The 22,930-nt window shown below is 59.9% G+C and carries 22 protein-coding genes; 4 read left to right on the top strand and 18 right to left on the bottom strand.

The features are described from left to right. Positions 1-137 precede the first annotated feature (137 nt). Complete coding sequence (locus tag ACGJAX_RS27970; RefSeq protein ID WP_390956886.1) at positions 138-1,202, bottom strand: ABC transporter substrate-binding protein; 1,065 nt, start codon at positions 1,200-1,202, stop codon at positions 138-140. A 372-nt stretch (positions 1,203-1,574) separates the two neighbouring features. Here ACGJAX_RS27970 and ACGJAX_RS27965 point away from each other — a divergent pair, with 372 nt between their 5' ends. Further along, positions 1,575-2,288: a UTRA domain-containing protein gene (locus ACGJAX_RS27965; protein WP_247257522.1), complete on the top strand. Its 714-nt coding sequence runs from the start codon at positions 1,575-1,577 to the stop codon at positions 2,286-2,288. 11 nt (positions 2,289-2,299) lie between these two features. On the opposite strand, the gene ACGJAX_RS27960 is transcribed toward ACGJAX_RS27965, so the two are convergent. The 7 genes from ACGJAX_RS27960 to minC all read right to left on the bottom strand — a co-directional run bounded on the left by ACGJAX_RS27960 (position 2,300) and on the right by minC (position 9,236). Continuing rightward, on the bottom strand, positions 2,300-4,456 hold the full coding sequence (locus ACGJAX_RS27960) for a mechanosensitive ion channel domain-containing protein (RefSeq protein WP_390956885.1): 2,157 nt from the start codon (positions 4,454-4,456) through the stop codon (positions 2,300-2,302). A gap of 77 nt (positions 4,457-4,533) precedes the next feature. Then, complete coding sequence (locus ACGJAX_RS27955) at positions 4,534-4,710, bottom strand: hypothetical protein (RefSeq protein ID WP_162842378.1); 177 nt, start codon at positions 4,708-4,710, stop codon at positions 4,534-4,536. Positions 4,711-4,904: 194 nt separating this feature from the next. Beyond that, on the bottom strand, positions 4,905-6,194 hold the full coding sequence (locus tag ACGJAX_RS27950; protein ID WP_090324075.1) for a M18 family aminopeptidase: 1,290 nt from the start codon (positions 6,192-6,194) through the stop codon (positions 4,905-4,907). A 206-nt stretch (positions 6,195-6,400) separates the two neighbouring features. After that, entirely contained in the window at positions 6,401-7,036 is a 636-nt protein-coding gene (locus ACGJAX_RS27945; protein ID WP_390956884.1) for an RluA family pseudouridine synthase, read from the bottom strand. Positions 7,037-7,227: 191 nt separating this feature from the next. Next, positions 7,228-7,482 (bottom strand): cell division topological specificity factor MinE, encoded by a 255-nt coding sequence (minE, locus tag ACGJAX_RS27940; protein ID WP_007974947.1) that lies wholly within the window; start codon positions 7,480-7,482, stop codon positions 7,228-7,230. A 3-nt stretch (positions 7,483-7,485) separates the two neighbouring features. Beyond that, on the bottom strand, positions 7,486-8,298 hold the full coding sequence (gene minD, locus ACGJAX_RS27935; protein WP_090324072.1) for a septum site-determining protein MinD: 813 nt from the start codon (positions 8,296-8,298) through the stop codon (positions 7,486-7,488). A 200-nt stretch (positions 8,299-8,498) separates the two neighbouring features. Further along, entirely contained in the window at positions 8,499-9,236 is a 738-nt protein-coding gene (minC, locus tag ACGJAX_RS27930) for a septum site-determining protein MinC (RefSeq protein WP_090327481.1), read from the bottom strand. Positions 9,237-9,354: 118 nt separating this feature from the next. Between minC and ACGJAX_RS27925 the strand changes: the two genes are divergently transcribed. Beyond that, positions 9,355-10,287 (top strand): lipid A biosynthesis lauroyl acyltransferase, encoded by a 933-nt coding sequence (locus ACGJAX_RS27925; protein WP_390956883.1) that lies wholly within the window; start codon positions 9,355-9,357, stop codon positions 10,285-10,287. 160 nt (positions 10,288-10,447) lie between these two features. Continuing rightward, the gene (locus tag ACGJAX_RS27920; RefSeq protein WP_390956882.1) at positions 10,448-11,599 is read left to right on the top strand and encodes a patatin-like phospholipase family protein; all 1,152 of its coding nucleotides are present in this window, start codon (positions 10,448-10,450) and stop codon (positions 11,597-11,599) included. Positions 11,600-11,697: 98 nt separating this feature from the next. Here ACGJAX_RS27920 and ACGJAX_RS27915 read toward each other — a convergent pair whose 3' ends face one another. The 8 genes from ACGJAX_RS27915 to puuE form a co-directional block, all read right to left on the bottom strand. Continuing rightward, complete coding sequence (locus ACGJAX_RS27915; RefSeq protein WP_390956881.1) at positions 11,698-12,483, bottom strand: outer membrane protein OmpK; 786 nt, start codon at positions 12,481-12,483, stop codon at positions 11,698-11,700. Positions 12,484-12,860: 377 nt separating this feature from the next. Then, positions 12,861-13,646: an outer membrane protein OmpK gene (locus ACGJAX_RS27910; RefSeq protein ID WP_390956880.1), complete on the bottom strand. Its 786-nt coding sequence runs from the start codon at positions 13,644-13,646 to the stop codon at positions 12,861-12,863. A 166-nt stretch (positions 13,647-13,812) separates the two neighbouring features. Then, positions 13,813-15,165 (bottom strand): nucleobase:cation symporter-2 family protein, encoded by a 1,353-nt coding sequence (locus tag ACGJAX_RS27905; protein WP_090324063.1) that lies wholly within the window; start codon positions 15,163-15,165, stop codon positions 13,813-13,815. A gap of 169 nt (positions 15,166-15,334) precedes the next feature. Further along, positions 15,335-16,636 carry a urate hydroxylase PuuD gene (locus ACGJAX_RS27900; protein ID WP_390956879.1) on the bottom strand — a complete coding sequence of 434 codons (1,302 nt, stop codon included), beginning with the start codon at positions 16,634-16,636 and terminating at the stop codon, positions 15,335-15,337. A gap of 50 nt (positions 16,637-16,686) precedes the next feature. Next, positions 16,687-17,190 carry an ureidoglycolate lyase gene (locus tag ACGJAX_RS27895; RefSeq protein WP_085716886.1) on the bottom strand — a complete coding sequence of 168 codons (504 nt, stop codon included), beginning with the start codon at positions 17,188-17,190 and terminating at the stop codon, positions 16,687-16,689. Between the two features lie 124 nt (positions 17,191-17,314). Continuing rightward, a complete protein-coding gene (gene alc, locus ACGJAX_RS27890; RefSeq protein WP_090324060.1) occupies positions 17,315-18,310 on the bottom strand; it encodes an allantoicase in 996 nt (331 codons plus the stop codon). Positions 18,311-18,398: 88 nt separating this feature from the next. Next, a complete protein-coding gene (gene uraD, locus ACGJAX_RS27885; protein WP_090324058.1) occupies positions 18,399-18,914 on the bottom strand; it encodes a 2-oxo-4-hydroxy-4-carboxy-5-ureidoimidazoline decarboxylase in 516 nt (171 codons plus the stop codon). Next, a complete protein-coding gene (puuE, locus tag ACGJAX_RS27880; protein WP_090324056.1) occupies positions 18,911-19,837 on the bottom strand; it encodes an allantoinase PuuE in 927 nt (308 codons plus the stop codon). Before puuE ends, uraD begins: the two co-directional genes overlap by 4 nt. A gap of 435 nt (positions 19,838-20,272) precedes the next feature. On the opposite strand from puuE, the gene uraH reads away from it, so the two are divergent. After that, positions 20,273-20,626, top strand: a complete 354-nt coding sequence (uraH, locus tag ACGJAX_RS27875) for a hydroxyisourate hydrolase (protein WP_008031462.1) — start codon at positions 20,273-20,275, stop codon at positions 20,624-20,626. 186 nt (positions 20,627-20,812) lie between these two features. On the opposite strand, the gene ACGJAX_RS27870 is transcribed toward uraH, so the two are convergent. Further along, the gene (locus ACGJAX_RS27870; RefSeq protein ID WP_248914739.1) at positions 20,813-21,439 is read right to left on the bottom strand and encodes a LysE family translocator; all 627 of its coding nucleotides are present in this window, start codon (positions 21,437-21,439) and stop codon (positions 20,813-20,815) included. 72 nt (positions 21,440-21,511) lie between these two features. Further along, the gene (locus ACGJAX_RS27865) at positions 21,512-22,861 is read right to left on the bottom strand and encodes an NCS2 family permease (protein WP_090324053.1); all 1,350 of its coding nucleotides are present in this window, start codon (positions 22,859-22,861) and stop codon (positions 21,512-21,514) included. Between the last annotated feature and the right edge of the window lie 69 nt (positions 22,862-22,930).

Genomic DNA, 22,930 nt, shown 5'->3' with positions numbered 1-22,930 from the left:
TCGATCCACTGTGGGAGCGAGCCTGATCGCGAAGGCGCCCTGCCAGTCAACAAGTGTGTTGAATGCAAGTGCGCTATCGCGAGCAGGCTCGCTCCCACAGGGATTTCCATTGGCCCGTCAACTGGCGGGCTACAGCATCACTTCATTTCGACAATGACTTCTTCGTTCCACTTCTGCGGCAGCGCCTTGGAAGTCTTCTCCCACGCATCCGCGTCCTTGATCGGCGTGACGTTTTTGTACTGCTCGTTAGGCAGCAGCTTGGCCTTCACGTCATCCGGCAGTTTCACGTGTTCGGCGCGGATCGGACGGGCGTTGCCGCGCGCCAGGTTGGTTTGGCCGGCATCGCTGAAGATGTACTCGCGGGTCAGCTTGGCGGCGTTCGGGTTCTTGGCGTATTTGTTGATGATGGTGGTGTAGCCGGAAATCACCGAGCCATCGGACGGGATCAGCACCACGTAGTCATCCGGATTGGCCATCTTGGCTTTGTAGCTCAGGCCGTTGAAATCCCAGACCACGCCGACTTCGATCTCGCCTTTTTCCATGGTGGCGATGGTCGGGTTAGCCATCGACAGGCGGCCCTGTTTGGCGATATCGGCAAACATCAGCAAGGCAGGTTGCAGGTTTTTCTCGTCACCACCATTGGCCAGTGCGGCGGCCAGTACGCCGTTGGCGGCCTGGGCGGCGGTGCTCACGTCACCGATGGAAACCTTGTATTTGCCGTCCTTGAGGTCGGACCACTTGGTCGGTACATCGGAACCGTGCAGCAACTTCTTGTTGACGATAAAGGCGATGGAACCGGTGTAGGCCAGTGCCCAGTTGCCGTCCTTGTCCTTGGCCCAGCCAGGCACTTGGTCCCAGGTCGAAGGTTTGTACGGTTGCACCACGCCTTGCTTGACCGCGATCGGGCCGAAGGCGGCACCGACGTCGCCGATGTCGGCGCTGGCATTGTCTTTTTCGGCGGCGAACTTGGCGATTTCCTGCGCCGAGCTCATGTCGGTGTCGATGTGCTTGAGGCCGTAAGTCTTGGCCAGGTCGTCCCAGGTGCCTTTCCAGTTGGCCCAGTCATCGGGCATGCCGACGCTGTTGACTGCGCCTTCCGCTTTCGCAGCGGCTTCCAGGGTTTTCAAATCATCAGCCGCCATGGCGGCGGTGCACATGGCAATGGTCGAGCCTAACAGTGATGCCAGGAAAAGCTGTTTCATTCCGAAGCTCCTATGGGCGTTTTCAACGCTGCGATTGCGGTTGTGTTGGTCTAGGTCAGCAATACCTGAGCCAATTTAAGGGGACTCGATGACACTTTGATGTCGTTCGTCGCCCGACAAGACTTTTATGTGGCCGATATTGGAGGGTGCCCGGTAAGCGTAGACCATGGGCAAAGGCTCGCTAGACAGGGCACTTGGCCGGTGAATTGCAGGTTTTCAATTGACCCTTGGATAACGTTCGGAATGACCGTTCGGTAGGTTGTCATCTCTCAGTCATCTGCACTGCCTACGCTTGCAGAACGTTGATCGAGCCGATTTGTCGTGCGGTTCCGCCCCGAAACAGTGCTGGTCTAGTCCAGATAGGTAACATTGATGCGCGATGAGGCAGTAAAAGCGGTGACAGCCATTGGCCAGGTGCTTCAGGAGCAGCTCGACCATGGGCTGTTGGCTCCCGGCAGCAAGTTGCCGGCCGAGCGCAAGCTCAGCGAGTTGTTCGGCACCACGCGGATCACCGTGCGTGAGGCCTTGTTGCAGCTGGAAGCCCAGGGGCAGATTTATCGTGAAGAGCGACGTGGCTGGTTCGTCTCGCCACCGCGCCTGGCCTATAACCTGATGCAGCGCAGCCACTTTCACGCGATGGTCAGCGCCCAGGGGCGGGTGCCGTCTACCGAGGTGATTTCGGCGCGATTGCAACCGGCGTCAGCGGCGGTCTGTGCCTGGTTGCAACTGCCGGCATTGTCGAGCGTGATTCAGATTTGTCGCTCGCGGCGTATCGATGGGCGGTTGGTGCTGTACGTGGAGCACTACCTCAACCCGCAGTATTTTCCGGGGATTCTGGCGTTCGATTTGAATCAGTCGATCACTGAGTTGTACGCGCGACACTACGATTTGCACTACGGCCGGGTGCGCTTCGAGATTGTGCCCACTGCGTTGTCGGCCGATGCGGCGGCGGCTTTGCGCGTTTCGGTGGGCAGCCCGGGCCTGCGTATCGCCCGGGTCAATTACGATCAGCATGAACGCCTGATCGACTGCGATCTGGAGTTCTGGCGACATGATGCGATTCATGTCGGTGTGGATGTGGTCTGAGACGTTGGGGGCTATTCCTTCTGTGGGCCGCCGCCAGCCGTGATGACTTGCACGCTCATTCGCGGTGTCGCCAGGTCCATGCCCGCTTCATCCAGATGGCGTTTGAGTGACAGGTTGAAGGCGCGCGAAACCTCCCACTGCTTGATCGGCGCGGTCTTGAACCGGGCGCGCAGAATCGCGTTGCCGGACTCGAAACTCTCCACGCCCTGAATTTCCAGTGGCGACCAGATGTTGCGCCGTTGCAGCGGATCGGTGCGCATTTTCTGCCCGACGTCGCGCATCAGTTTGATCGCGTTGTCGATGTCCATGCTGGCAGGCACCGCGACCCGGAAGATCGCGTAGCCGAATTCCCGGGAATAGTTCTTGATGCTTTTGATTTCGCTGAACGGAATGGTGTGGACGATGCCATCGATATCCCGCAGGCGCACGGTTCGAATGGTCAGGCCTTCGACGGTACCCAGGTGACCGCCGACGTCAACGTAGTCATCGATGGCCAGGGAGTCTTCGATGATGATGAACAGCCCGGTGATCAGGTCGGCCACCAGCGACTGGGCGCCGAAACCGATCGCCAGGCCGATCACACCGGCACCGGCCAGCAGCGGCGTGACGTTCATGCCCATGTTCGCCAGGGCGACGATCAGCGCAATGATGAAAATCGCCACGAACAACACGTTGCGGATCAGCGGCATCATCGTCTGTGCACGGGCATTGGCCAGGCCTTTGCGCGAGCGGGTGAGGGCGTGATGCACGGCGGTATCGCTGAGAATCCAGATCAGCCAGGCAAAGATCAGGGTGCCGCCGAGGCTGAACAGTTTGACGCTGACCTCATGCCCGTCGCCTTCGGTGAAGCGGATCAGCGACATGCCCCAGACCCGCAGACCCAGTTCGATGAACGCCAGCCACACCAGCAGGTGGGCGAGGGTATAGCAGAAGCTTTTCAGGCGTTCCGAGTACAGTGCGTGACGCTTGCCCCCGCGTTGCGGCTTGAGGGCATGGCGGCGCACCAGCCCGTTGATGACCATGCACAACACCAGCAGCACGGTACAGATCAGCGACTGTCGCAGCGCGGTGCTGGTATCGCCGGCCGAGACGAAGGTGGCGAACAGGGAAATCCCCACCAGCACCAGCGCCGGCACGTACCAGAAGGTGCCAAGGATATCGATGGTATCGCTGAGGGCTCGGCGGGTCAGGCGCCGGGACAGTGGCTGATTGCGGATCAAGTGGGCAATCGGCCGGCGGAAACGCAGGATGAACAACCCGGTGGACAGCGCCGCCAATACGTTGGCCACGGTCGCGGCGGTATGCGCCAGGTTTACGCCAAGGCCGTCGATCAGGCGTGGGTCGTTCAACGCCTCGCCAAACGCGGCGAAGCTGCCAATCAGCCATAACGGCCGAAAGGCCTGATGCCGGAGGATGTACAAGGCGCGGTGGCGGTGGGGACCGTCGAGCAAGGAAAAAGCGATCACACAGATCGCCGAAAAACAGGTGCCGACCACCAGCGCATACGCCAGCACCATGGCCAGGCTTTTGCCCAGGGACGAAGGCAGCGCGTAGCTCATGTACACCGTGATGACCAGGGCGATCAGCCACGGCCCCAGTTTGCGCAGGGCGAAACGCAACATGTCCAGGGCCCTGGGGTGTTGCGGCAGTTCTTCGGTCAGGCCGAAGCGCATGCGCACCCGATGGCTGACCCAGATCAGCGCCGCCGCCAACAGGCTCCAGACCATCAGGATCATGGCAAAGGCGAAGACCATTGGCAGCCACTCACTGGCCGGCAGCACCAGTGCCGCCAGTTCGTCCTTGGCCAGGTCAAACTCGTCGGACCAGCGAGTGATCGGGCTGTCGACGCCGGAAAACTGTTTTTCGAAACTGGCCAGGGTCCCGCCAATCAGACCCAGCACGCCCTCTTCGGCGGTCGGTTGTGCCTTTTTCGTGGCATCGCGCAGCTTCTTCAGGTCTGCCAGCAACTGGGTGCGCTGTTGATCGTTTTCCAGTGACTTGATCACTTCGTCCAGGGATTGCCCCAAGGGCACTTGCGCCTCGGGCTGGGTCTTCCCCGAGCTGTTGAGCAGGCCCGGCAAACCGACCGCCTGGGCAGGCGCCATCGGCAGCAGCGTCATGAGGCAGACAAGGAACAGGCACGGTAGGGCGAACAGGCGAGCGAACACTAGGCGGTCAACCTCGGGATGAGCGGGTCGATCGAGTGTACGAGCCCGTGAAATTCAATGCGAGTCGGGGGGAGGATTTATTCGTTGAGTTTGGCGAGGATCTTGAACACCACGGTGGCGAGGATGGTGAGCATGCCGATCCACATGGCGAACACGCCGAGATTCTTGTCGCGAAAATTGAAACCGATGGCCAGCAGGATCATTCCGACCAGAATCGGGACCAGCATGGCGTGGAACGAGGAGAGCGAGATCATGGCGACTGCCTTGTCGAAAGGGATGGTTAAAGTTTAGGCGGCTTTTGATGGGGTGCAGTGATGTGTATCAGAAATGCATCACTGCAATCATGAACTTTGCGTTGAATTGGCTGATGTCATCGCGGGCAAGCCCGCTCCCTCAGGTTAATGCGAATTCCTGTGGGGGCGGGCTTGTCCGCGATGTTTTTCAAGGGTTACGGCAGCTCACGACTGGCGTAGAACGCGCTCAGCACCTTGACCAGGTGCGCCAGGTCATGGCTGCCGCACAGCTCACGGATCGAGTGCATGGCGAAGGTCGGCAGGCCAATATCCACGGTGCGTACGCCCAGATGACTGGCGGTGATCGGACCGATGGTTGAGCCGCAACCCATGTCGCTGCGCACCACAAAGCTTTGCACCGGTACTTCTTCAGCCATGCACAGGTGACGGAAGAACCCGGCGGTTTCGCTGTTGGTGGCGTAACGCTGGTTGCTGTTGACCTTGATCACCGGGCCGGCATTGAGTTTCGGGCCGTGGTTGGCGTCGTGTTTGTCGGCGTAGTTGGGGTGTACGCCGTGGGCGTTGTCGGCCGACACCAGCAGGGATTTCTGAATGGTCCGTACGAATTCATCACCTTCGGGCAACAGGCGGCGCAGCGTCTGCTCCAGCATCGGGCCATCGGCGCCGCAGGCCGAACAGGAACCGACTTCTTCGTGATCGTTGCAGACCAATACGCAGGTTTCTTCGGTGTCGGCATTCAGCAGTGCTTGCAGGCCGGCGTAGCACGACAGCAGGTTGTCCAGGCGCGCGCCGGCGATGAAGTCGCCGTGCAGGCCGATCACGGCAGCGCTTTGGGTGTCGTAGAAGCTCAACTCGTAATCGAGCACGACGTCGGCGTTCAGCCCGTGTTCGCGGGCGAGTTGGTCGGTGAGCACGGCGCGGAAATCCACGCGTTCGTCGCCGGCAAATTGCGCGAGCACAGGTGGCAGCTCGGTCTGGGCGTTGATCGCCCAGCCCATGTTGGCTTCGCGATTGAGATGAATGGCCAGGTTCGGGATGATCGCAATCGGTGCCTTGAAGTCGATCAACTGGCTTTCGACCTTGCCGTCGCGGCGGAACGTCACGCGGCCAGCCAGGGACAGGTCGCGGTCGAACCAGGGGGCCAGCAGTGCGCCGCCATAGACTTCGACACCCAGCTGCCAGAAACCCTGGCGCTGCAGTTCCGGCTGCGGCTTGACCCGCAGGCACGGGCTGTCGGTGTGGGCGCCAACCAGGCGAATACCGCCATGCAGCGGCGAATGACGGCCCATTTTGACCGCGACGATCGAGGAGTCGTTACGGGTGACGTAGTAGCGGCCATTGGCCTCGGTGTTCCATGGCTCGCGCTCGTCGAGGCGCTGATAGCCCGCCGCTTCCAGACGCTGAACCAGGCTGGCAGTGGCATGAAACGGGGTGGGGGAGGCCTTGAGGAAGTCGATCAGGCCTTGGTTCAACTCTTCGCGCATGTGTTAACTCCAGACAGCAATGGCGCCAGTTTAACGTATTGGCCTGGTAAATGGCGTCGCACTGATGGTTGAGGCGGGCGCAGATATTGAATCTGGAGGAGAACCCTGTGGGAGCTTGCTCGCGATGATGGAGTGTCAGCCAGCATCCCGCTGGATGTGCCGGCCTCATCGCGAGCAAGCTTGCCCACAGGTTTTGCGCCCGTGATTTAGAACGGTGCCGGGCACTCGAAGCGCAGGCGTTCGCCCGTTTGGGGATGGGTGAAACTGAGCATGCTGGCATGCAGGCACAGTCGCGGCCAGGCGGCGAGTGCCTGTTCGTGGGCGTAGAGCCCGTCGCCCAGCAGCGGATGTCCGATGGACAGCATGTGCACGCGCAGTTGATGCGAGCGACCAGTGATCGGCGTCAGTTCGACGCGGCACCAGTCATCGCAACGTTCCAGCACGCGCCAGAACGTCAGGGCATGTTTGCCGAATTCATGGTCGACCACATGGCGTGGCTTGGTCGGCGGGTCGTAGCGCAGCGGCAAGTCAATGCTGCCGCTGTCGAGTTCCGGCTGACCCCAGCACAGTGCGGTGTAGGCTTTTTCGGTCTCGCGGTCGTGAAACTGCCGAGACAATTCGCGATGCGTGTCCGGGTCGCGGGCCAACAGAATGATGCCGGACGTTTCCCAATCCAGTCGGTGGACGATTCGCGCTTCCGGGTAGCCATTTTCTTGCAGGCGGGTGATCAGGCAGTCCTTGTTGTCGTCGGCTCGGCCGGGGACGGAAAGCAACAGGGTCGGCTTGTTCACCACCAGCACGGCGGCGTCCTGATGAATGATATGGATATTGGACAACGGCATTAAACAGCCTCGTTACAAACGCCAACGGCGGTTCGATCATTCATACGCCCCTCTCTGTAGGAGCTGGCTTGCTGGCGATGCAGGCAACGCGGTCTGACTGTCACAACGCGTTGATGCTATCGCTGGCAAGCCAGCTCCCACAGGGAAGGCGTTTCGAATGATCGAGCCGCCGTGGCTCCTGCCGGATCGACTCAGCGATCGGGCAGGGTGATGTTGAGTTCCAGAATCGAGCAGCTGCCCTGGCTTTCCAGTGCGACGTGCACGTCATCGGACCCGATATTGACGTACTTGCGGATCACCTCGACCAGTTCCTTCTGCAAGGCCGGCAGGTAGTCCGGGGTGCTGCGTTGGCCGCGTTCGTGCGCCACGATGATCTGTAGACGCTCTTTCGCTACCGACGCGGTGCTTTGCTTTTTGTTGGCACGAAAGAAGTCAAAAAGGTTCATTGCTTAGTTGCCTCCAAACAGGCGCTCGAAGAATCCCTTCTTCTTTTCATCGAGGAAACGATGTTCCACGGTCTTGCCCAACAGGCGGTCAACGGTATCGCTGTAGGCCTGGCCGGCATCGCTCTGGTCGTCGAGAATGACCGGAATACCCTGGTTGGATGCCTTGAGCACCGCCTGGGATTCCGGGATCACGCCGAGCAGGGTCACCGAGAGGATTTCCTTGACGTCTTCTACGCCGAGCATTTCGCCTTTGCTGACACGCTCCGGGTGGTAACGGGTAATCAGCAGGTGTTCCTTGATCGGATCCTGGCCCTGTTCGGCGCGACGGGACTTGCTGGCCAGCAGGCCGAGCATGCGGTCGGAGTCACGAACCGAGGACACTTCCGGGTTGGTCACGACAATCGCTTCGTCCGCGAAGTACATGGCCAGGTGGGCGCCCTTTTCGATGCCGGCCGGGGAGTCGCAGACCACGAACTCAAAGTCTTCCTTGAGTTGCATCAGGACTTTTTCCACGCCTTCAACGGTCAGCGCGTCTTTGTCGCGGGTCTGGCTGGCGGCCAGCACGTAGAGGTTTTCCAGGCGCTTGTCTTTGATCAGGGCCTGTTGCAGGTTGGCTTCGCCGTTGACGACGTTGACGAAGTCATACACCACGCGGCGCTCGCAACCCATGATCAAGTCGAGGTTACGCAAGCCGACGTCGAAGTCGACGATAACTGTTTTGTGACCGCGCAAAGCGAGGCCGGTACCGATAGCGGCGCTGGTGGTGGTCTTACCCACACCACCCTTGCCGGATGTAACCACGAGAATCTTGGCCAAGGTGTTTCACCCCTAAGGAAAAAGGACTTTTAGCCCCTGAAAAACATCTCTTGAAAACTACTGCAGTCGGACAGCCTTGGCTGGAACCCGGTCCCTGGCGGCGTTTACCCCCGGTAAACACTGCTTTCGACCTTTTTCCTACTTCGTTTGAGCCGTTTTCGCTACGTTTTAGAGATGCTTGGAAAATGCGGCAGTATCCGTTAAAGCCGAATGATGTTCAACACATCGCCCGACAGGCTCACCTGTACGCCCGAACCCCATAGAGGATCGCGACGCAGGTCTTCGGAAACCTTGTAATGACCGGCGATGGAAACCAGTTCAGCGCTCATTTGCTGACAGAAAATCCTGGCTTTCGTGTCGCCTTTGACCCCGGCCAGCACACGGCCACGCATCGGGCCGTATACATGGATGTTGCCATCGGCGAGAAGTTCCGCCCCCGGGCTGACCGACGAGATCACCACCAGGTCGCTGCCCTGGGCATAGATCTGCTGACCGCCGCGCACCGGTGAGGTGATGATTTTCGTCGGCTTGATGGTCGGCTCCGGTGGTTTTTCCGGTTTTTTCGCCACCACGCCTTCGTTCAGGTCCAGCGGACGCTCGCGGGCGCCGGAGGGCGGCAACACCGGCAGATCGACGGCAATCGCGGCCGCGATGTCTTCGATGCGGCTGGCGCGGATCGCCAGGGTGCGCAAACCATGTTGGCGGCAAACGCGCATCAGGCCCGGCAGGTCGACCGCGCCTTCGGTGGCCGGCAGTTTGTCCAGGGCCAGTACCAACGGCGCGTTGCTGAAGAAGTTCGGCGCCTGGGCGACCTTGGCGGCCAGTTGCCGGTCAAGGCTTTCGAGGTCGTTACGGGCCAGTTCCATCACCGTAATGGCGAGCATGCTGCCCTTCAGCTGGAACACGGGATCTTGGTCTAGCGGTTCGGTTTGGCTCATGGTTGGCATACAGCGACTTGTCACTAAAAGTGCCGAGACTTATAACGAGAACGCCCGCAGGCCGCAAGCCGGGTCGAACGATGTAGAATGCGCGGCCATTGTCATTTCGGAACCTTTAATGGATCGCCCGCGTTTTCGAACAACCTTTCTTTCTCCGCGCTTCTGGCCGCTGTGGTGCGGCCTGGGGCTGTTGTGGCTGATTGTGCAGTTGCCATATCCGGCATTGCTGTGGATCGGTCGTGCGCTGGGTGCCTTGATGTATCGCGTGGCCGGCGACCGACGGCGCATCGCCAAGCGCAATCTGGAACTGTGTTTCCCCGAAAAAAACGCTGCCGAGCGCAAGCGCCTGCTCAAGGAAAACTTCGCCTCCACCGGCATCGCCTTTTTCGAAATGGCCATGAGCTGGTGGTGGTCGCGCAAGCGCCTGGCGAAACTGGCCCACGTCGAAGGGCTGGAGCATTTGAAGCAGGCCCAGCGCGAGGGCAAGGGCGTGATTCTGATGGCGCTGCATTTCACCACGCTGGAAATCGGCGCGGCGCTGCTCGGCCAGCAACACACCATCGACGGCATGTACCGCGAACACAAAAACCCGTTGTTCGATTACGTTCAGCGCCGTGGCCGCGAGCGGCACAACCTCGATTCGCTGGCGGTCGAGCGCGAGGACGTGCGCGGCATGCTCAAATTGCTGCGCTCAGGCCGGGCGATCTGGTATGCGCCGGATCAGGACTACGGCGCCAAGCAAAGTATCTTCGTGCCGTTGTTCGGCATTCAGGCGGCCACGGTCACCGCCACCAGCAAGTTCGCACGGCTGGGCAAGGCATGGGTGGTGCCGTTTACTCAAGAGCGCCTGGCGGACGGCAGCGGTTATCGCCTGGTGATTCACGCACCGCTTGAAGGCTTTCCCGGCGAAACCGAAGAGGCCGACTGCCTGCGTATCAACCAGTGGATCGAAGGCGTTTTGCGCGAACACCCTGAGCAATACCTCTGGGCCCATCGCCGCTTCAAGAGCCGTCCACCCGGTGAGCCCAAGCTGTACGCCAAACGCGGTTGAACCACGATCCCCTGTAGGAACGAGCCTGCTCGCAAAAAAGCTGAGAGCGCTGTGGGGTGTCAGACGCCCGGCGTTATCGTTGACGACCTTCGTCGGAGCGCCGCCCGGAGCCGGCTCGCTCCTACAGTGACATCCCATCAAGCACCATGGAGCGTTGTGCATGAGTCCAAAGGAACCGGTTACAGGGTTGATTCTTTCCGGCGGCGGGGCGCGGGCGGCTTATCAGGTCGGCGTCCTGGCGGCGATTGCCGAGCTGTTGCCGTTGGGCGCGGACAATCCGTTTCCGGTGATCGTCGGCACTTCCGCCGGGGCAATCAATGCCGTCAGTCTGGCCAGTGGAGCGACGGATTTTCGCGCGGCCATCGAGCGCCTGACCGCGTTCTGGCAGGGTTTTCGCAGCCACCTGGTGTTGCGCAGCGACTGGCCGGGGGTGATCCACCAGGCCAGCCGCTTTGTCAGCCACAGCTTGCTCGGACTGGGCGCCCGGGTCCCGGTGGCGCTGGTCAATAGTTCGCCGTTGCGCAGGCTGCTCAACAGCAAATTGCAGATGAACGGCATCGCCGAAGCCATCGCGCAAAAGCAGTTGCATGCGGTAGCCGTCACCGCGTTCGGATATGAGTCGGGTCAGGCCGTCACCTTCTATCAAGGGGGCGGCACGATTGACGCCTGGCTGCGTCATCGACGAATCGGCATTCCAACCCAATTGTCCGTTGAACATTTGCTCGCCAGTTCGGCGATTCCGCTGCTGTTCGCCCCGGTGAAAATCGGCGAGGAGTATTTCGGCGATGGTGCGGTGCGCCAATCGGCACCGATCAGCCCGGCGCTGCACCTGGGGGCCAGTCGAGTGCTGGTGGTGGGGGTCAGCGGCAACCCGCGGGGTTTCGACCCGGAGCAGCCACTGCAACGCGCCTACACCGGTCAGCAACCGTCCCTGGCGCAGATCGGCGGGCATCTGCTCAACAGTACGTTCATTGATAGCCTGGAAGGTGACATCGAGCTGCTGCAGCGTCTGAACCAGTTCAGCCACCTGTTGCCCGAGGGTACGCCAACCCGGGCCCTGGGTGTGGCGCCAGTGGAAGTGCTGGTGATTTCACCCAGTCAGCCCATCGATGAAATTGCCGCACGCCATCGCCAGGAACTGCCGGCGGCACTGCGCCTGTTCCTGCGCGGGCCGGGCGCGACCAAGACCAGCGGGGCGGGGGTGCTGAGTTATCTGTTGTTCGAGGCGGGGTATTGCAGCGAATTGATCGAGTTGGGACGGCGGGACGCGCTGGCCAAGAAGGAAGAGCTGTGCCGGTTTCTGGGGTTGTAGGAGCGCGCCTGCACGCGATGGACGTTAACGATGACGCTGGGAGCCTGACACCCCGTGGCGCTCTCTGATCCATCGCGAGCAGGCGCGCGCCTGCAAGATCAGAAGTGGTACTTCACCAGCAGGCTGGTCGCGCTCTGATCGGTCTTGAAGGACTCGCTGTCTTCAATCCCGTACTTGTTTTTCCAGTAATCGTACTCGACGCCCACGTATAGCTGCTTCGCACCGATATTCAGCGCTTTGCCCAGGTCGTACTTGATCTGCGGATTGAAGTGCAGGTTGGCGTGGTAGGTGCCCTTGGCATTGGTGTCGTTGTCGACCACCCAGTCCATGAAGCCGTCGATCAGGATGCTCGAATCGCCCACGGGAATGGTGTAGGACCAGACTGGCGTGATCTGCCAGATGTTGTCGCCCGGACGACTGCCTTCGGTGTGGCGGTTGTAGAAGTTCAACTGGAAGTAGTCGAAGCCGGGGATCGCCAGGTCAAAACCAGGACCGATCAGGTAGGACTCGGTATCGTTTTCACCGAACTCGTAAGTCATGGCGAGCAATACGTCCTTGACCGGACCGAACTCGAGCTTCTTGTCGAAGATTTTGCCGAACGACAGCCGCGGGCTGATTTCACCGTAGTAGGTGTTCGAGCCGGCGTAGGCGTCGCCCTTTCCGTTGTAGAAAATCTTGTCGACGAACATGAAGTTGTCGCCGTATTTCCAGGCATCGGCGTGTTCGAAGGTCACCGTCTGCTGAATGGTCGGGTTGACCCGGAAGTCCCGGCCATACAGATAAGTCAGGCTGTTGTTCTGCCATTGCAGCAGATCGCCGGCCATGGCCTGGCCCCCTGCCAGCATCATCCCCGCCAGCATCAGGCTAGTGCACGTACGTTTCATTCGGTTGCTCCCAAAAAAGTAGGTGGTTCCACGTCATTTTTTTAAGGTCGGCGCTCTGGTGTGGCGCCTTTTTCTGTTGCGATAAAAAATCATCCATTCGGTCAGCTTTAGTGCTGTTAGCAAGAGCTGCGCCAAGGCATTCGAAAAGCAAAAAAACTCCCGCTCGGCTGCTCAAGAACAGTCGATTGAGAGGGGTTTGGGGATGCCTTGGTACCGTCCAGAGCCGGGATAAGTTGGCTTTCTGGTCAGGAATTAAATCCGGGCTTTTTTTTAAAGCGGATTCAGGCGGCCGCGGAGAATACTGACTCCTCGGCCAGGTCTCAAGTGCCCCGCAACAGCGCACCGACGACAGGTTTGGGGCACGGTTGCGGGTCATCTTAGAAATGCACCTTCACCAGCAGGCTGGTGGTGTTTTCGTCGGTGTCGAGATTGGCGTTGTTTGAGATGCCGTATTTGTCTTTCCAGTAGCTGTACTCGACGCCGACATACACCTGTTTTTCGCGCCAACCCAGGGCTTTGCCCAGGTCGTACTTGATCTGCGGGTTGAAGTGCAGGTTGGCGTGATAGGTGCCGTGTGAGTTCTGGTCGTTGTCCACCACCCAATCGATGTAGCCATCGATCAGCAGGCTCGAACGCCCCAGTGGAAAGGTGTAGGACCACGCCGGCGTGATTTGCCAGACGTCATCGCCGGGACGCGAGCCTTCGGTGTGGCGGTTATAGAAGTTCAAGGTGAAAAAATTGAAGCCCGGTACCGCGAGGTCGAAACCTGGGCCGATCAGATAGGCCTCGCTGTTGTCTTCGCCATTCTCGTAGGTCATGGCCAGCAGCACGTCTTTGATCGGGCCGAATTCGAAACGGCGATCGAGTATTTTGCCGAAAGAGAGGCGAGGGCTGAACTCGCCGTAATAGGCATGAACGCCTTTGTTTCGATCCCCCTTGCCGTTGTAGTAGGTACTGTCGACAAACAGGAAGTTGTCACCGTACTTCCAGCGGTCGGCGTGCTCGAAGGTCACCGTCTGCTGGATCGGCGGATTGACCGCGAAATCCTTGCCGTACAGATAGCTCAGGCTGTTGGTTTGCCACAGCAGTAAATCGCCAGCCATGGCTTGAGTGGCGGCCATCAGACCGCCTCCCAACAACAGGTTTGTGTGTGTGCGGATCATCTGTTGCTCCTTCTTGTTCTTATTGTTTAAGGCGCAGGCAACCCCTGCCCTGTAGGCGCGAGCCTTCTCGCGATGGTCGTCAACGATTACGCGTGTTACCTGGATAAACGCGGTGTCTCGAGTCCATCGCGAGCGGGCTCGCTCCTACAGGGGGGATGGTTACCTGTCAGTGAGCGTGGCAGTCGTTAATGGCTGCGCGTTCGGCGCCGCCGAGGATGTTGAACAGCAGGTTCAAGGTCAGCGCGCTGAGCGTGGCCATGGCGATACCGCTGTGGGTGATCGGGCTCATCCACACCGGCAGGTGGGCAAAAAACTCCGGACGCACCACCGGGATCAGGCCCATGCCGATGCTGACCGCCACCAGCAACTGGTTGCGCCGGTCGCCGATATCGGCTTCCTGGAGAATCTTGATGCCGGTCGCGGCGACCATGCCGAACATGGCAATGGCGGCACCGCCGAGCACCGCTGGCGGAATCGAGGCCACCAGGAACGCGGCTTTCGGCAACAGGCTGAGGACGATCAGCAAGCCGCCGGCCACGATGGTCACCGAGCGGCAGCGCACGCCGGTCATCTGCACCAGGCCAATGTTCTGGGCGAAGGAGGAGTGGGTGAAGGTGTTGAAGAATCCGGCGACAAACGAGGCGCCGGCATCGCACAACAAGCCGCGACGCAGCATGCGCGGGCAGACTTCCTGGCCGGTGATCTTGCCCAGGGCCAGGAACATCCCGGTAGACTCGACGAAGATGATCACCACCACCAGGCACATCGACAGGATCGGCGCGAGTTCGAATTTCGGCAGGCCGAAATGCAGGGGGGTGACGAATTGCAGCCACGGCGCCTGGGCCATGCCACTGAGGTCGACCATGCCAAGCAGGCCGCAGAGCACATAGCCCAGGCACATGCCGATCAGCACGGAAATATTGACCCAGAAGCCGCGCATGAAGCGATGCACCAGCAAAATGGTGCCCAGCACCAGTGCGGCGATGGTCAGGTAAATCGGCGAGCCGAATTGACTGGCGGCAGCACCGCCACCGGCCCAGTTCACGGCCACGGGGAACAGCGATAATCCGATCGAGGTGATGACCGTGCCAGTCACCAGGGGCGGGAAGAATCGAACGACCTTGGACATGAACGGGGCGATGATCATGCCGAAGAACCCGGCGGCGATGGTGGCGCCGAAGATTCCTTGCAAACCGATACCGGGCATGCCGGCCATGGCGACCATGCTGCCGACGGCGGCGAAACTGGCGCCCATCATCACGGGCATGCGAATGCCCACGGGGCCGATGCCGAGTGACTGAACGATGGTGGCAATGCCAGCCACCAGCAGGTCGGCGTTAATCAGAAAGGCAATTTCTTCACGACTCAGGCCAGCGGCCTGTCCGATGATCAGCGGCACCGCGATGGCACCACCGTACATCAGCAGAACATGTTGCAGACCGACCAGGATCAGTTGCAAAAGGGGCAAACGCTGAATGGCGGGTGCGTCGGGGATGCGCGCTTTGGAGAGCTCGGACATGCAACACCTCGGATCTTTTTTATTCTTGTGATTGAACAGCTGCCGGGTTGCTCACAGCTGTTTCTTTGCATCAGGTAAACCGCGTTGCGGCCAATCGCTGGCAAGCCAGCTCCCACACAGGCAGTGCAAAACCCTGTGGGAGCTGGCTTGCCAGCGATGCTTTTAACGATTAATTGGTCTGGGCTCCCTGAACAATCCAGGCGCCGATCAGGTCACGTTCCTGCTGGGTCATCTTGGTGATGTTGCCCAGGGGCATGATCTGGCTGGCGACGGCCTGAGCCTGGATCCGCGCTGCGTTCTGGCGGATCTGCTCGGGGGTGTCGAACATCACACCGGCCGGAGCCGCGCTGAACAGCGGACTGGTCGGTTTCGCCGAGTGGCAAACCGCGCAACGTTCCTGAATCACGCTGTGCACCTTGTCGAAGCCAGGACCTGCATTCGAGGCTTGTGCCGGAGCGGCAGCAGGCGTCTCGGCGGGTTTTGCTTCAGCGGGTTTCAAACCACCACCCAATGCCGTTTCCGGCAGCGGTTGGTATTCGATCTTCGCAGGTGCCTTGGCCACGTCCGGGCTGGTCATCGGCGCAGGGCCGGTGACGTAGGCCAGGCTGATCATGCCGACCGCTGCCACGGGCAAGGTCCAGGCAAACTTGTGGCTGTCGTGACGGGTGTTGAAGTAGTGACGAACCAACACTGCCAGTACCGCGATCCCGGCCAGGATCAACCAGTTGTATTGGCTGCCGTAGGTGCTCGGGAAGTGGTTGCTGATCATGATGAACAGCACTGGCAAGGTGAAGTAGTTGTTGTGACGCGAACGCAGCAAGCCTTTGGCTGGCAGCGCCGGATCCGGCGTGCGGTTCTCGGCAATCGCCGCCACCAGTGCCCGCTGCGCCGGCATGATGATGCGGAACACGTTACCGACCATGATGGTGCCGATGACTGCGCCGACGTGCAGGTACGCACCACGACCGCTGAACACCTTGCTGAAGCCGTAAGCGGCGCCAATAATCAACACGAACAGGATGAAGCCGAGCAGGGCAGGGCGTTTGCCCAGGGCCGAGTCGCACAGGAAGGAGTAGACGAACCAGCCGATGAACAGCGAGCCGATACCGATGGCGACGCCTTCAGGACCGCTCAGGGTGCTGCCGGGAGTCAGCAGGTAGAGCGTCGGGTTGGAGTAGAACACCACGCACAGCAGCGCGATCCCCGACATCCAGGTGAAGTAGGCTTCCCATTTGAACCAGTGCAGGTTGTCCGGCATGGTCGGTGGGGCCAGTTTGTATTTTTCCAGGTGGTAGATACCGCCGCCGTGGATCGCCCACAAATCACCGGCCAGGCCACTTTTCGGGTTGACCCGATTGAGGTTGTTTTCCAGCCAGACGAAGTAGAACGATGCGCCGATCCAGGCCACACCAGTAATCATATGAACCCAGCGCACGCTCAGGTTCAGCCATTCCAACAGATGTGCTTCCACAGTCTTTACCTCTCGCCTGTCACTCTGTTGTCGAGTGATCAGACCTTCTCTTATTGGTGGGGGGCGAGGATCAAACGCTCATCCTCTTTGAAAAAATGCTCATCGCAGTTATTGCCTGTGCCACTGCGATCAACCACCAGGAAGTCATCCCGCTTTTCGATCGTCAGCACCGGGTGGTGCCAGACGCCGCGATGGTAATTGATGCCCTGCCTGCCGTTGGTAACGAAGGCGCGGACCAAGCCTGATACAGGTACATCGCCAAGTGGCGCGACCACGATCAGAAAGGGGTTGCCGAGCAGCGGAATGAAAGCCTGGCTGCCCAGCGGATGGCGCTCCAGCATGCTGACGGTCAGCGGCATGTCCTGCGCGTCGGCGCGGAAGATGCTGATGATCGCCTTGTCCTCTGGCGTGGCGGTTTCCACCGTCGCCAGTTTGTGAAAGCGCATGGTCGAACCGTTGTTGATCATGAAGTGATCGCTGCCGTCGGTTTCGATCACGTCACCGAAAGGGGCGAAGGCTTCTTTGGTCAAGGGTTCAATCGTCAGTGTGCGCATGCTGTTCTTATCCGAATTCTGTGTTGTTGGTTCTATCGTCATCGCTGGCAAGCCAGCTCCCACAGGTTGTGTGTACACCACAATTCGTTGTGGGAGCGGGCTTGCCCGCGATTAGGGGCGACGCTTATTTCGCGACCTTGCCCAGAACACGCAGGCGGCTCACACCACCATCCGGGAATACGTTCAGGCGGATGTGGGTGATCGGGCCCAATGCCTTGATCTGCTCGGCGAAGGTGTGCTCGGCGTGCATTTCCAGCTTCTGGCTTGGCAGCAGTTCGCGCCAGAACAGCGATTGGGTTTCGATCTGGCTGTCGGTACCGCCCTTGACGAAGGCGCCCTGGATCGAGCAGCTGTCCGGGTAGTTGCCCTTGAAGTGCAGGGTATCGACGATGATTTTCTCGATTTCGCCCGGGTGGCCCAGTGCGACGATCACCCAGTCATTGCCCGGTGTACGGCGACGCGCGGTTTCCCAGCCGTCGCCCATGTTGATGCCACGGCCCGGGTTGAGGATGTTGCTCATGCGGCCGAAGTGTTCGTCAGAGCAGGCGAGGGCGCGGCCACCGTTGAGGGCTGCAGCCAGGTCGACTTGCTCGTTGTCGCCCACAGCGGACCAGTCGCGGAACGGAATGCCGTACACGCGCAGACGGGCAACGCCGCCGTCCGGGTAGATGTTGAAGCGCAGGTGGCTGAAGGCCTGGTCGTTGTTGATTTCGTGGTAGTGGTGGCTGTTGCCTTGCAGCTCCACGGCGGACAGCACTTCAGTCCACTGGGTGTTTTCGTTCGGCTCGCCTTCGGCCAGGAAGCAGGCTTCCAGGGAGGCCGACGGCGGGAAGTTACCGGTGAAGAATGAAGTGTCGATGTCGACGCCTTTGATCGAGCCAGGCACGCCCAGGCGGATCACTGCGCTGTCGTAGCCTTCAAAGCGCTTGCGGCGCGATTCCCAGCCGTCCATCCACTTGCCGTTGTCATCGAACACGCCCTCCTTCCAGACGGCCGGAGTCGGTTGGAACAGACGATTGGCGTCTGCGAACCAGTCATCGGTGACCGAGATGATTTTGGTGCCCAGGCGGGCGTCGGCCAGGTTGACGAACTTCTCGAAAGGTACGGCGTAAGCTTTCATTCTTCTTGTCTGCCTTTAATAAGTTGGCTTGGGATGCTCTCAGGGCCCTGGGCGATTTGTGCGTTCAGTTACGCTCGGGCCAAGGTCGCTATAGGGTCAGTAAACGGAACAGGGCGATCTTGTTGATCTCCGCCAGCGCGCACTTGAATTCGGTGTCGACCGAGTTGTGAATGCGCGTTTCGAACGCCGCGAGGATCTGATGCCGGTTGCTGCCTTTTACCGCCATGATGAAGGGAAACTTGAACTTGGCTTTGTAGGCGTCGTTCAGCTCGGTGAAGCGCTGGAACTCTTCGGCCGTGCATTGGTGAATACCGGCGCCAGCCTGTTCATTAGTGCTGGCTTCGGTCAACTCGCCCTGGACGGCGGCTTTGCCGGCCAGGTCCGGGTGAGCATTGATCAGGGCCAGTTGGCTTTGCTGATCAGCACTCAACAGGATGTCGCTCATGCGCTGGTGCAGGGTTTCGATCTCGTCGATCGAAGCGTCCTGGCCCAGCTCGAAGGCTTTTTCGGCCACCCATGGCGAATGTTCGTAGATATCGGCGAACGCGCTGACGAAAGCGTCGCGGCTCAGGGTCGATGGCTTGATGGATTGAAAGGTGCTCATTTGGCAGCCCCTTGGTACGGGTGGGTTGCTTGCCAGTGGCGTGCAATGTCGACGCGACGGCTGAACCACACCTGTTCATGACTTTTAGCGTATTCGATAAAGCGCTTGAGCGAGGCCAGACGCGCCGGACGGCCAATCAGACGGCAGTGCAAGCCAATCGACAGCATCTTCGGTGCTTCGGCGCCTTCGGCGTACAGGACGTCGAACGCGTCTTTGAGGTATTCGAAGAAATCGTCGCCCTTGTTGAAACCCTGGACCTGGGTAAAGCGCATGTCGTTGGTGTCCAGGGTGTACGGGATCACCAGGTGCGGCTTGCCGGTCGGGTTGTTCGGTTCCCAGTAGGGCAGGTCGTCGTCGTAGGTGTCGCAGTCGTAGAGGAAACCGCCTTCTTCCATCACCAGGCGACGGGTGTTCGGGCCGGTGCGGCCGGTGTACCAGCCCAATGGGCGTTCGCCGGTGATTTCAGTGAGGATGCGGATCGCTTCGAGCATGTGCTCGCGTTCCTGGGTTTCATCCATGTACTGGTAGTCGATCCAGCGGTAGCCGTGGCTGCAGATCTCATGGCCGGCTTCGACCATGGCACGGATCACGTCCGGGTGACGCTGGGCGGCCATGGCGACGGCGAAGATGGTCAGCGGAATGTCGAATTCCTTGAACAGTTTCAGAATCCGCCAGACACCGGCACGGCTGCCATACTCGTAAAGCGATTCCATGCTCATGTTGCGCGCGCCTTGCAGCGGCTGCGCCGAGACCATTTCAGACAGGAAGGCTTCGGATTCCTTGTCGCCGTGCAGGATGTTGCGCTCGCCGCCTTCTTCGTAATTGAGTACGAACGACAGGGCGATGCGGGCATTGCCCGGCCAGTGTGGGTGAGGAGGGTTACTGCCGTAACCGACCAGGTCGCGTGGGTAGTCAGCGCTCACTGCAGGCTTCCTTCTTATTCGATGATGACGGTTGGTGCGACGCAGCTGAAAAACTCGATGGTAGGCTGGCGTCACAGCGATGGGCTGATTGTATACAACTTTATATTCAATTTGTAAGCCTGATTTTTTGCATTTTTCTTTAACGGTCATCTTTTCGTGCGCTTGACCCGGTCCTGCAAGAAACCTGCCTGATAGGTCAGCTAATGGCTGGAGGGTTCAACAAGTCTGCGGTTCGGCCGTTAATCGCCGGGAAATCCATGGATGGCGCTGGTCGCGGTAAAAATGTGGTTTTTATTGTGTACAATTTTTTTGAAAAGTGTCTTAATCAGTCGCTCGCCGCAGCTTTTCGTGCTCCGAAACGGTGCGGTCTCCTTTTCAACTGACTTCGGGAGGCGCGAGGTCTGACTGCTTCATGCAGGCAGGCGCGCAGAATCAATGGGACGTTTGACTACACATGTTTTGGACGCTGCACATGGCTGCCCGGGCAGCTCGATCAAGGTCGAGTTGTACCGTGTTGAAGGTTCGCAGCTGGAATTGGTCGCCAGCGCGATAACCAACAGCGATGGCCGTGTCGATGCACCGTTGTTGCAAGGTGATGACTACCGTACCGGGGTCTATCAGGTTCAGTTTCATGCGGGCGATTACTACCGCGCCCGTGGCGTTCAACTGCCGGAACCGGCGTTCCTGGATGTGGTGGTGCTGCGTTTTGGCATTTCTGCGGAGCAGGACCACTATCACGTGCCCTTGCTCATTTCGCCGTACAGCTACTCCACGTATCGCGGCAGCTGATCCCCCAAGCAGCTGCCTCAACCTGGAAGCGACTGCGCATATAGCTTCTTTGGTCTTTCGCCCGCTCACACTGCGGGCTTTTTTTCGCCTGGATAAAAGTGGTGCCTGCGCTGGCGCTTTCGCCGGCAAGCCGGCTCCTACAAGGGATTCGCACGACCTGTGGGAGCTGGCTTGCCAGCGAAGCTGTTAACGGCTGAGCAGGGACGCTGCCCCGGCTCCACTGAACAACCCGGCACTGATCCGGTTGAACCAGCTCTGCCCCTTGCCACTGCGCAGATACCGCGCCGCGCCATGGGCACCCAGCCCGTAAGCCAATTTGCACAGCAGGTCCAGCACGGTCCAGGTGGCAATCATCACCAGCAACTGCGGGAGGAACGGCTGTTCGGCGCTCAGGAACTGCGGGAGGAAGGCGGCGAAGAACAGAATGTCTTTCGGGTTGCTCGCACCCAGCATGAAGGCGCGCCCGAACAGGGCACGAAAGCGTGGCGCCGGGGCCGCTTGAGGCACTTCGGCGCCATGGGCCGGTTGACGCGATTGCTGCCAGCTCTGCCAGGCGAGGTAGAACAGGTACAGCGCACCGACGATCTTCAACGCGCTGAACAATTGCTCCGACGCCAGCAGCAGCGCGCCCAGACCCAGCGCCGAAGCGCTCAGCAGGCAAATCGAGGCAATCACGCCACCGAGAAAGGCCGGGTAGGAACGCACCAGACCGTAATTCAAACTGTTGCTGATCATCAGCAAAGACAGTGGCCCCGGGATCAGGATCACCACCAGCGCAGCGCCGCTGAACAGCAGCCAGGTTTCCAGACTCATCACTTTCCTCCATTTGCACAAAAGCCTCACCCGACGGGGTGAGGCTGGTTTGAAGCGCGTACCGCGTAAGGTTTACAAGAAGATGAACTTGGCGATGAAGATCGCGCAGAGCACCCACAGACTCGCGGAAATTTCCTTGTACTTGCCAGTGCCGGCCTTCAGGACCACATAGGTGATGAAGCCCAGCGCGATACCGTCGGCGACCGAAAAGGTCAGGGGCATCATGATGGCGGTGACGATCGCCGGAATGCTGTCGGTCGCTTCGTCCCACTCGATGTGCTTCATGCCACCCATCATCAACATGGCCACGTAAATCAGTGCACCTGCGGTGGCGTAGGCGGGAATCATGCCGGCCAGTGGAGCGAAGAACATGGCTGCAATAAATAGCACACCTACGGTCACTGCGGTAAGACCAGTCCGACCACCCGCCGCTACACCCGCGGCACTTTCCACGTAGCTGGTGACGGGAGGAACACCGACGATCGCGCCAAATACGCTGGAGGCACTGTCGGCTTTCATGGCGCGGGAGAGGTTTTCGATGCGACCATCGGCGTTGACCAGATTTGCGCGCTGCGCCACGCCCATCAAGGTGCCGGCGGTGTCGAACATGTGCACGAAGAGGAAGGCCAGCACCACGCTGATCATGCTGACGTTGAACACGCCGGCAAGGTTCATCGCCATCCAGGTCGGGGCCAGGCTCGGCGGTGCCGACATGATCCCTTCGTAATGCACCAGGCCCAGGCCCCAACCGGCCAGGGTTACGGTGATGATGCTGATGAGGATGGCGCCAAAGACCTTGTGGTAGCTGAGTACGGCGATCATCAGGAAGCAGATGGCGGCCAGCAGCGGGGCTGGCTCGCGCAGGGAGCCCAGTTTGATCAGGGTGGCCGGACTGTCGACGATGATGCCGGCGGTTTTCAAACCGATCAGGCCCAGGAACAGGCCCACACCCGCACCCATGGCGAAGCGCAGGCTCACCGGAATGCTGTTGAGCAGCCATTCGCGGACGCGAGAGAAGGTCAGGATCATGAACAGCACACCGGACACGAACACCGCACCGAGGGCGGTCTCCCAGTTGTAGCCCATGGTGCCGACCACGGTATAGGTGAAGAAGGCGTTCAGGCCCATGCCCGGCGCCAGGCCGACGGGCCAGTTGGCGTACAGGCCCATCAGCAGGCAACCCAGTGCGGCGGCGATGCAGGTGGCGACGAACGCCGCACCGTGATCGATCCCGGCGTCCGCCATGATGTTGGGGTTGACGAAGATGATGTAGGCCATGGTGATGAAGGTTGTCAGACCGGCAATCAACTCGGTCTTCACCGTGGTGCCATGCAAGCTGAGTTTAAAGATGCGCTCCAGCCAGCCATTGCGTAAAGGCGGCGAGAGATCCAGCGTCGATGCTTCGGATTTGCGGCTTTCCACAGCGAATACTCCTCAAGAGTTTTATTGTTATTTCCAGGGCCGGACCCGAGAGGGTGGCAGCGGCCCTTT

Source organism: Pseudomonas moorei (genome assembly GCF_042846945.1).
Lineage (GTDB): Bacteria > Pseudomonadota > Gammaproteobacteria > Pseudomonadales > Pseudomonadaceae > Aquipseudomonas > Aquipseudomonas moorei.
This window is presented reverse-complemented; position numbering and strand designations above follow the sequence as displayed.

Coding starts and splice junctions, on each gene's coding strand:
- uraH (WP_008031462.1), top strand. CDS start 20,273: ATGGGACGTTTGACTACACATGTTTTGGACGCTGCACATGGCTGCCCG.
- uraD (WP_090324058.1), bottom strand. CDS start 18,914: ATGAGCACCTTTCAATCCATCAAGCCATCGACCCTGAGCCGCGACGCT.
- ACGJAX_RS27925 (WP_390956883.1), top strand. CDS start 9,355: ATGGATCGCCCGCGTTTTCGAACAACCTTTCTTTCTCCGCGCTTCTGG.
- minE (WP_007974947.1), bottom strand. CDS start 7,482: ATGAACCTTTTTGACTTCTTTCGTGCCAACAAAAAGCAAAGCACCGCG.
- ACGJAX_RS27945 (WP_390956884.1), bottom strand. CDS start 7,036: ATGCCGTTGTCCAATATCCATATCATTCATCAGGACGCCGCCGTGCTG.
- ACGJAX_RS27870 (WP_248914739.1), bottom strand. CDS start 21,439: ATGAGTCTGGAAACCTGGCTGCTGTTCAGCGGCGCTGCGCTGGTGGTG.
- ACGJAX_RS27920 (WP_390956882.1), top strand. CDS start 10,448: ATGAGTCCAAAGGAACCGGTTACAGGGTTGATTCTTTCCGGCGGCGGG.
- ACGJAX_RS27965 (WP_247257522.1), top strand. CDS start 1,575: ATGCGCGATGAGGCAGTAAAAGCGGTGACAGCCATTGGCCAGGTGCTT.
- ACGJAX_RS27955 (WP_162842378.1), bottom strand. CDS start 4,710: ATGATCTCGCTCTCCTCGTTCCACGCCATGCTGGTCCCGATTCTGGTC.
- alc (WP_090324060.1), bottom strand. CDS start 18,310: ATGAAAGCTTACGCCGTACCTTTCGAGAAGTTCGTCAACCTGGCCGAC.
- ACGJAX_RS27895 (WP_085716886.1), bottom strand. CDS start 17,190: ATGCGCACACTGACGATTGAACCCTTGACCAAAGAAGCCTTCGCCCCT.
- ACGJAX_RS27910 (WP_390956880.1), bottom strand. CDS start 13,646: ATGATCCGCACACACACAAACCTGTTGTTGGGAGGCGGTCTGATGGCC.
- ACGJAX_RS27915 (WP_390956881.1), bottom strand. CDS start 12,483: ATGAAACGTACGTGCACTAGCCTGATGCTGGCGGGGATGATGCTGGCA.
- minC (WP_090327481.1), bottom strand. CDS start 9,236: ATGAGCCAAACCGAACCGCTAGACCAAGATCCCGTGTTCCAGCTGAAG.
- ACGJAX_RS27905 (WP_090324063.1), bottom strand. CDS start 15,165: ATGTCCGAGCTCTCCAAAGCGCGCATCCCCGACGCACCCGCCATTCAG.
- ACGJAX_RS27950 (WP_090324075.1), bottom strand. CDS start 6,194: ATGCGCGAAGAGTTGAACCAAGGCCTGATCGACTTCCTCAAGGCCTCC.
- ACGJAX_RS27970 (WP_390956886.1), bottom strand. CDS start 1,202: ATGAAACAGCTTTTCCTGGCATCACTGTTAGGCTCGACCATTGCCATG.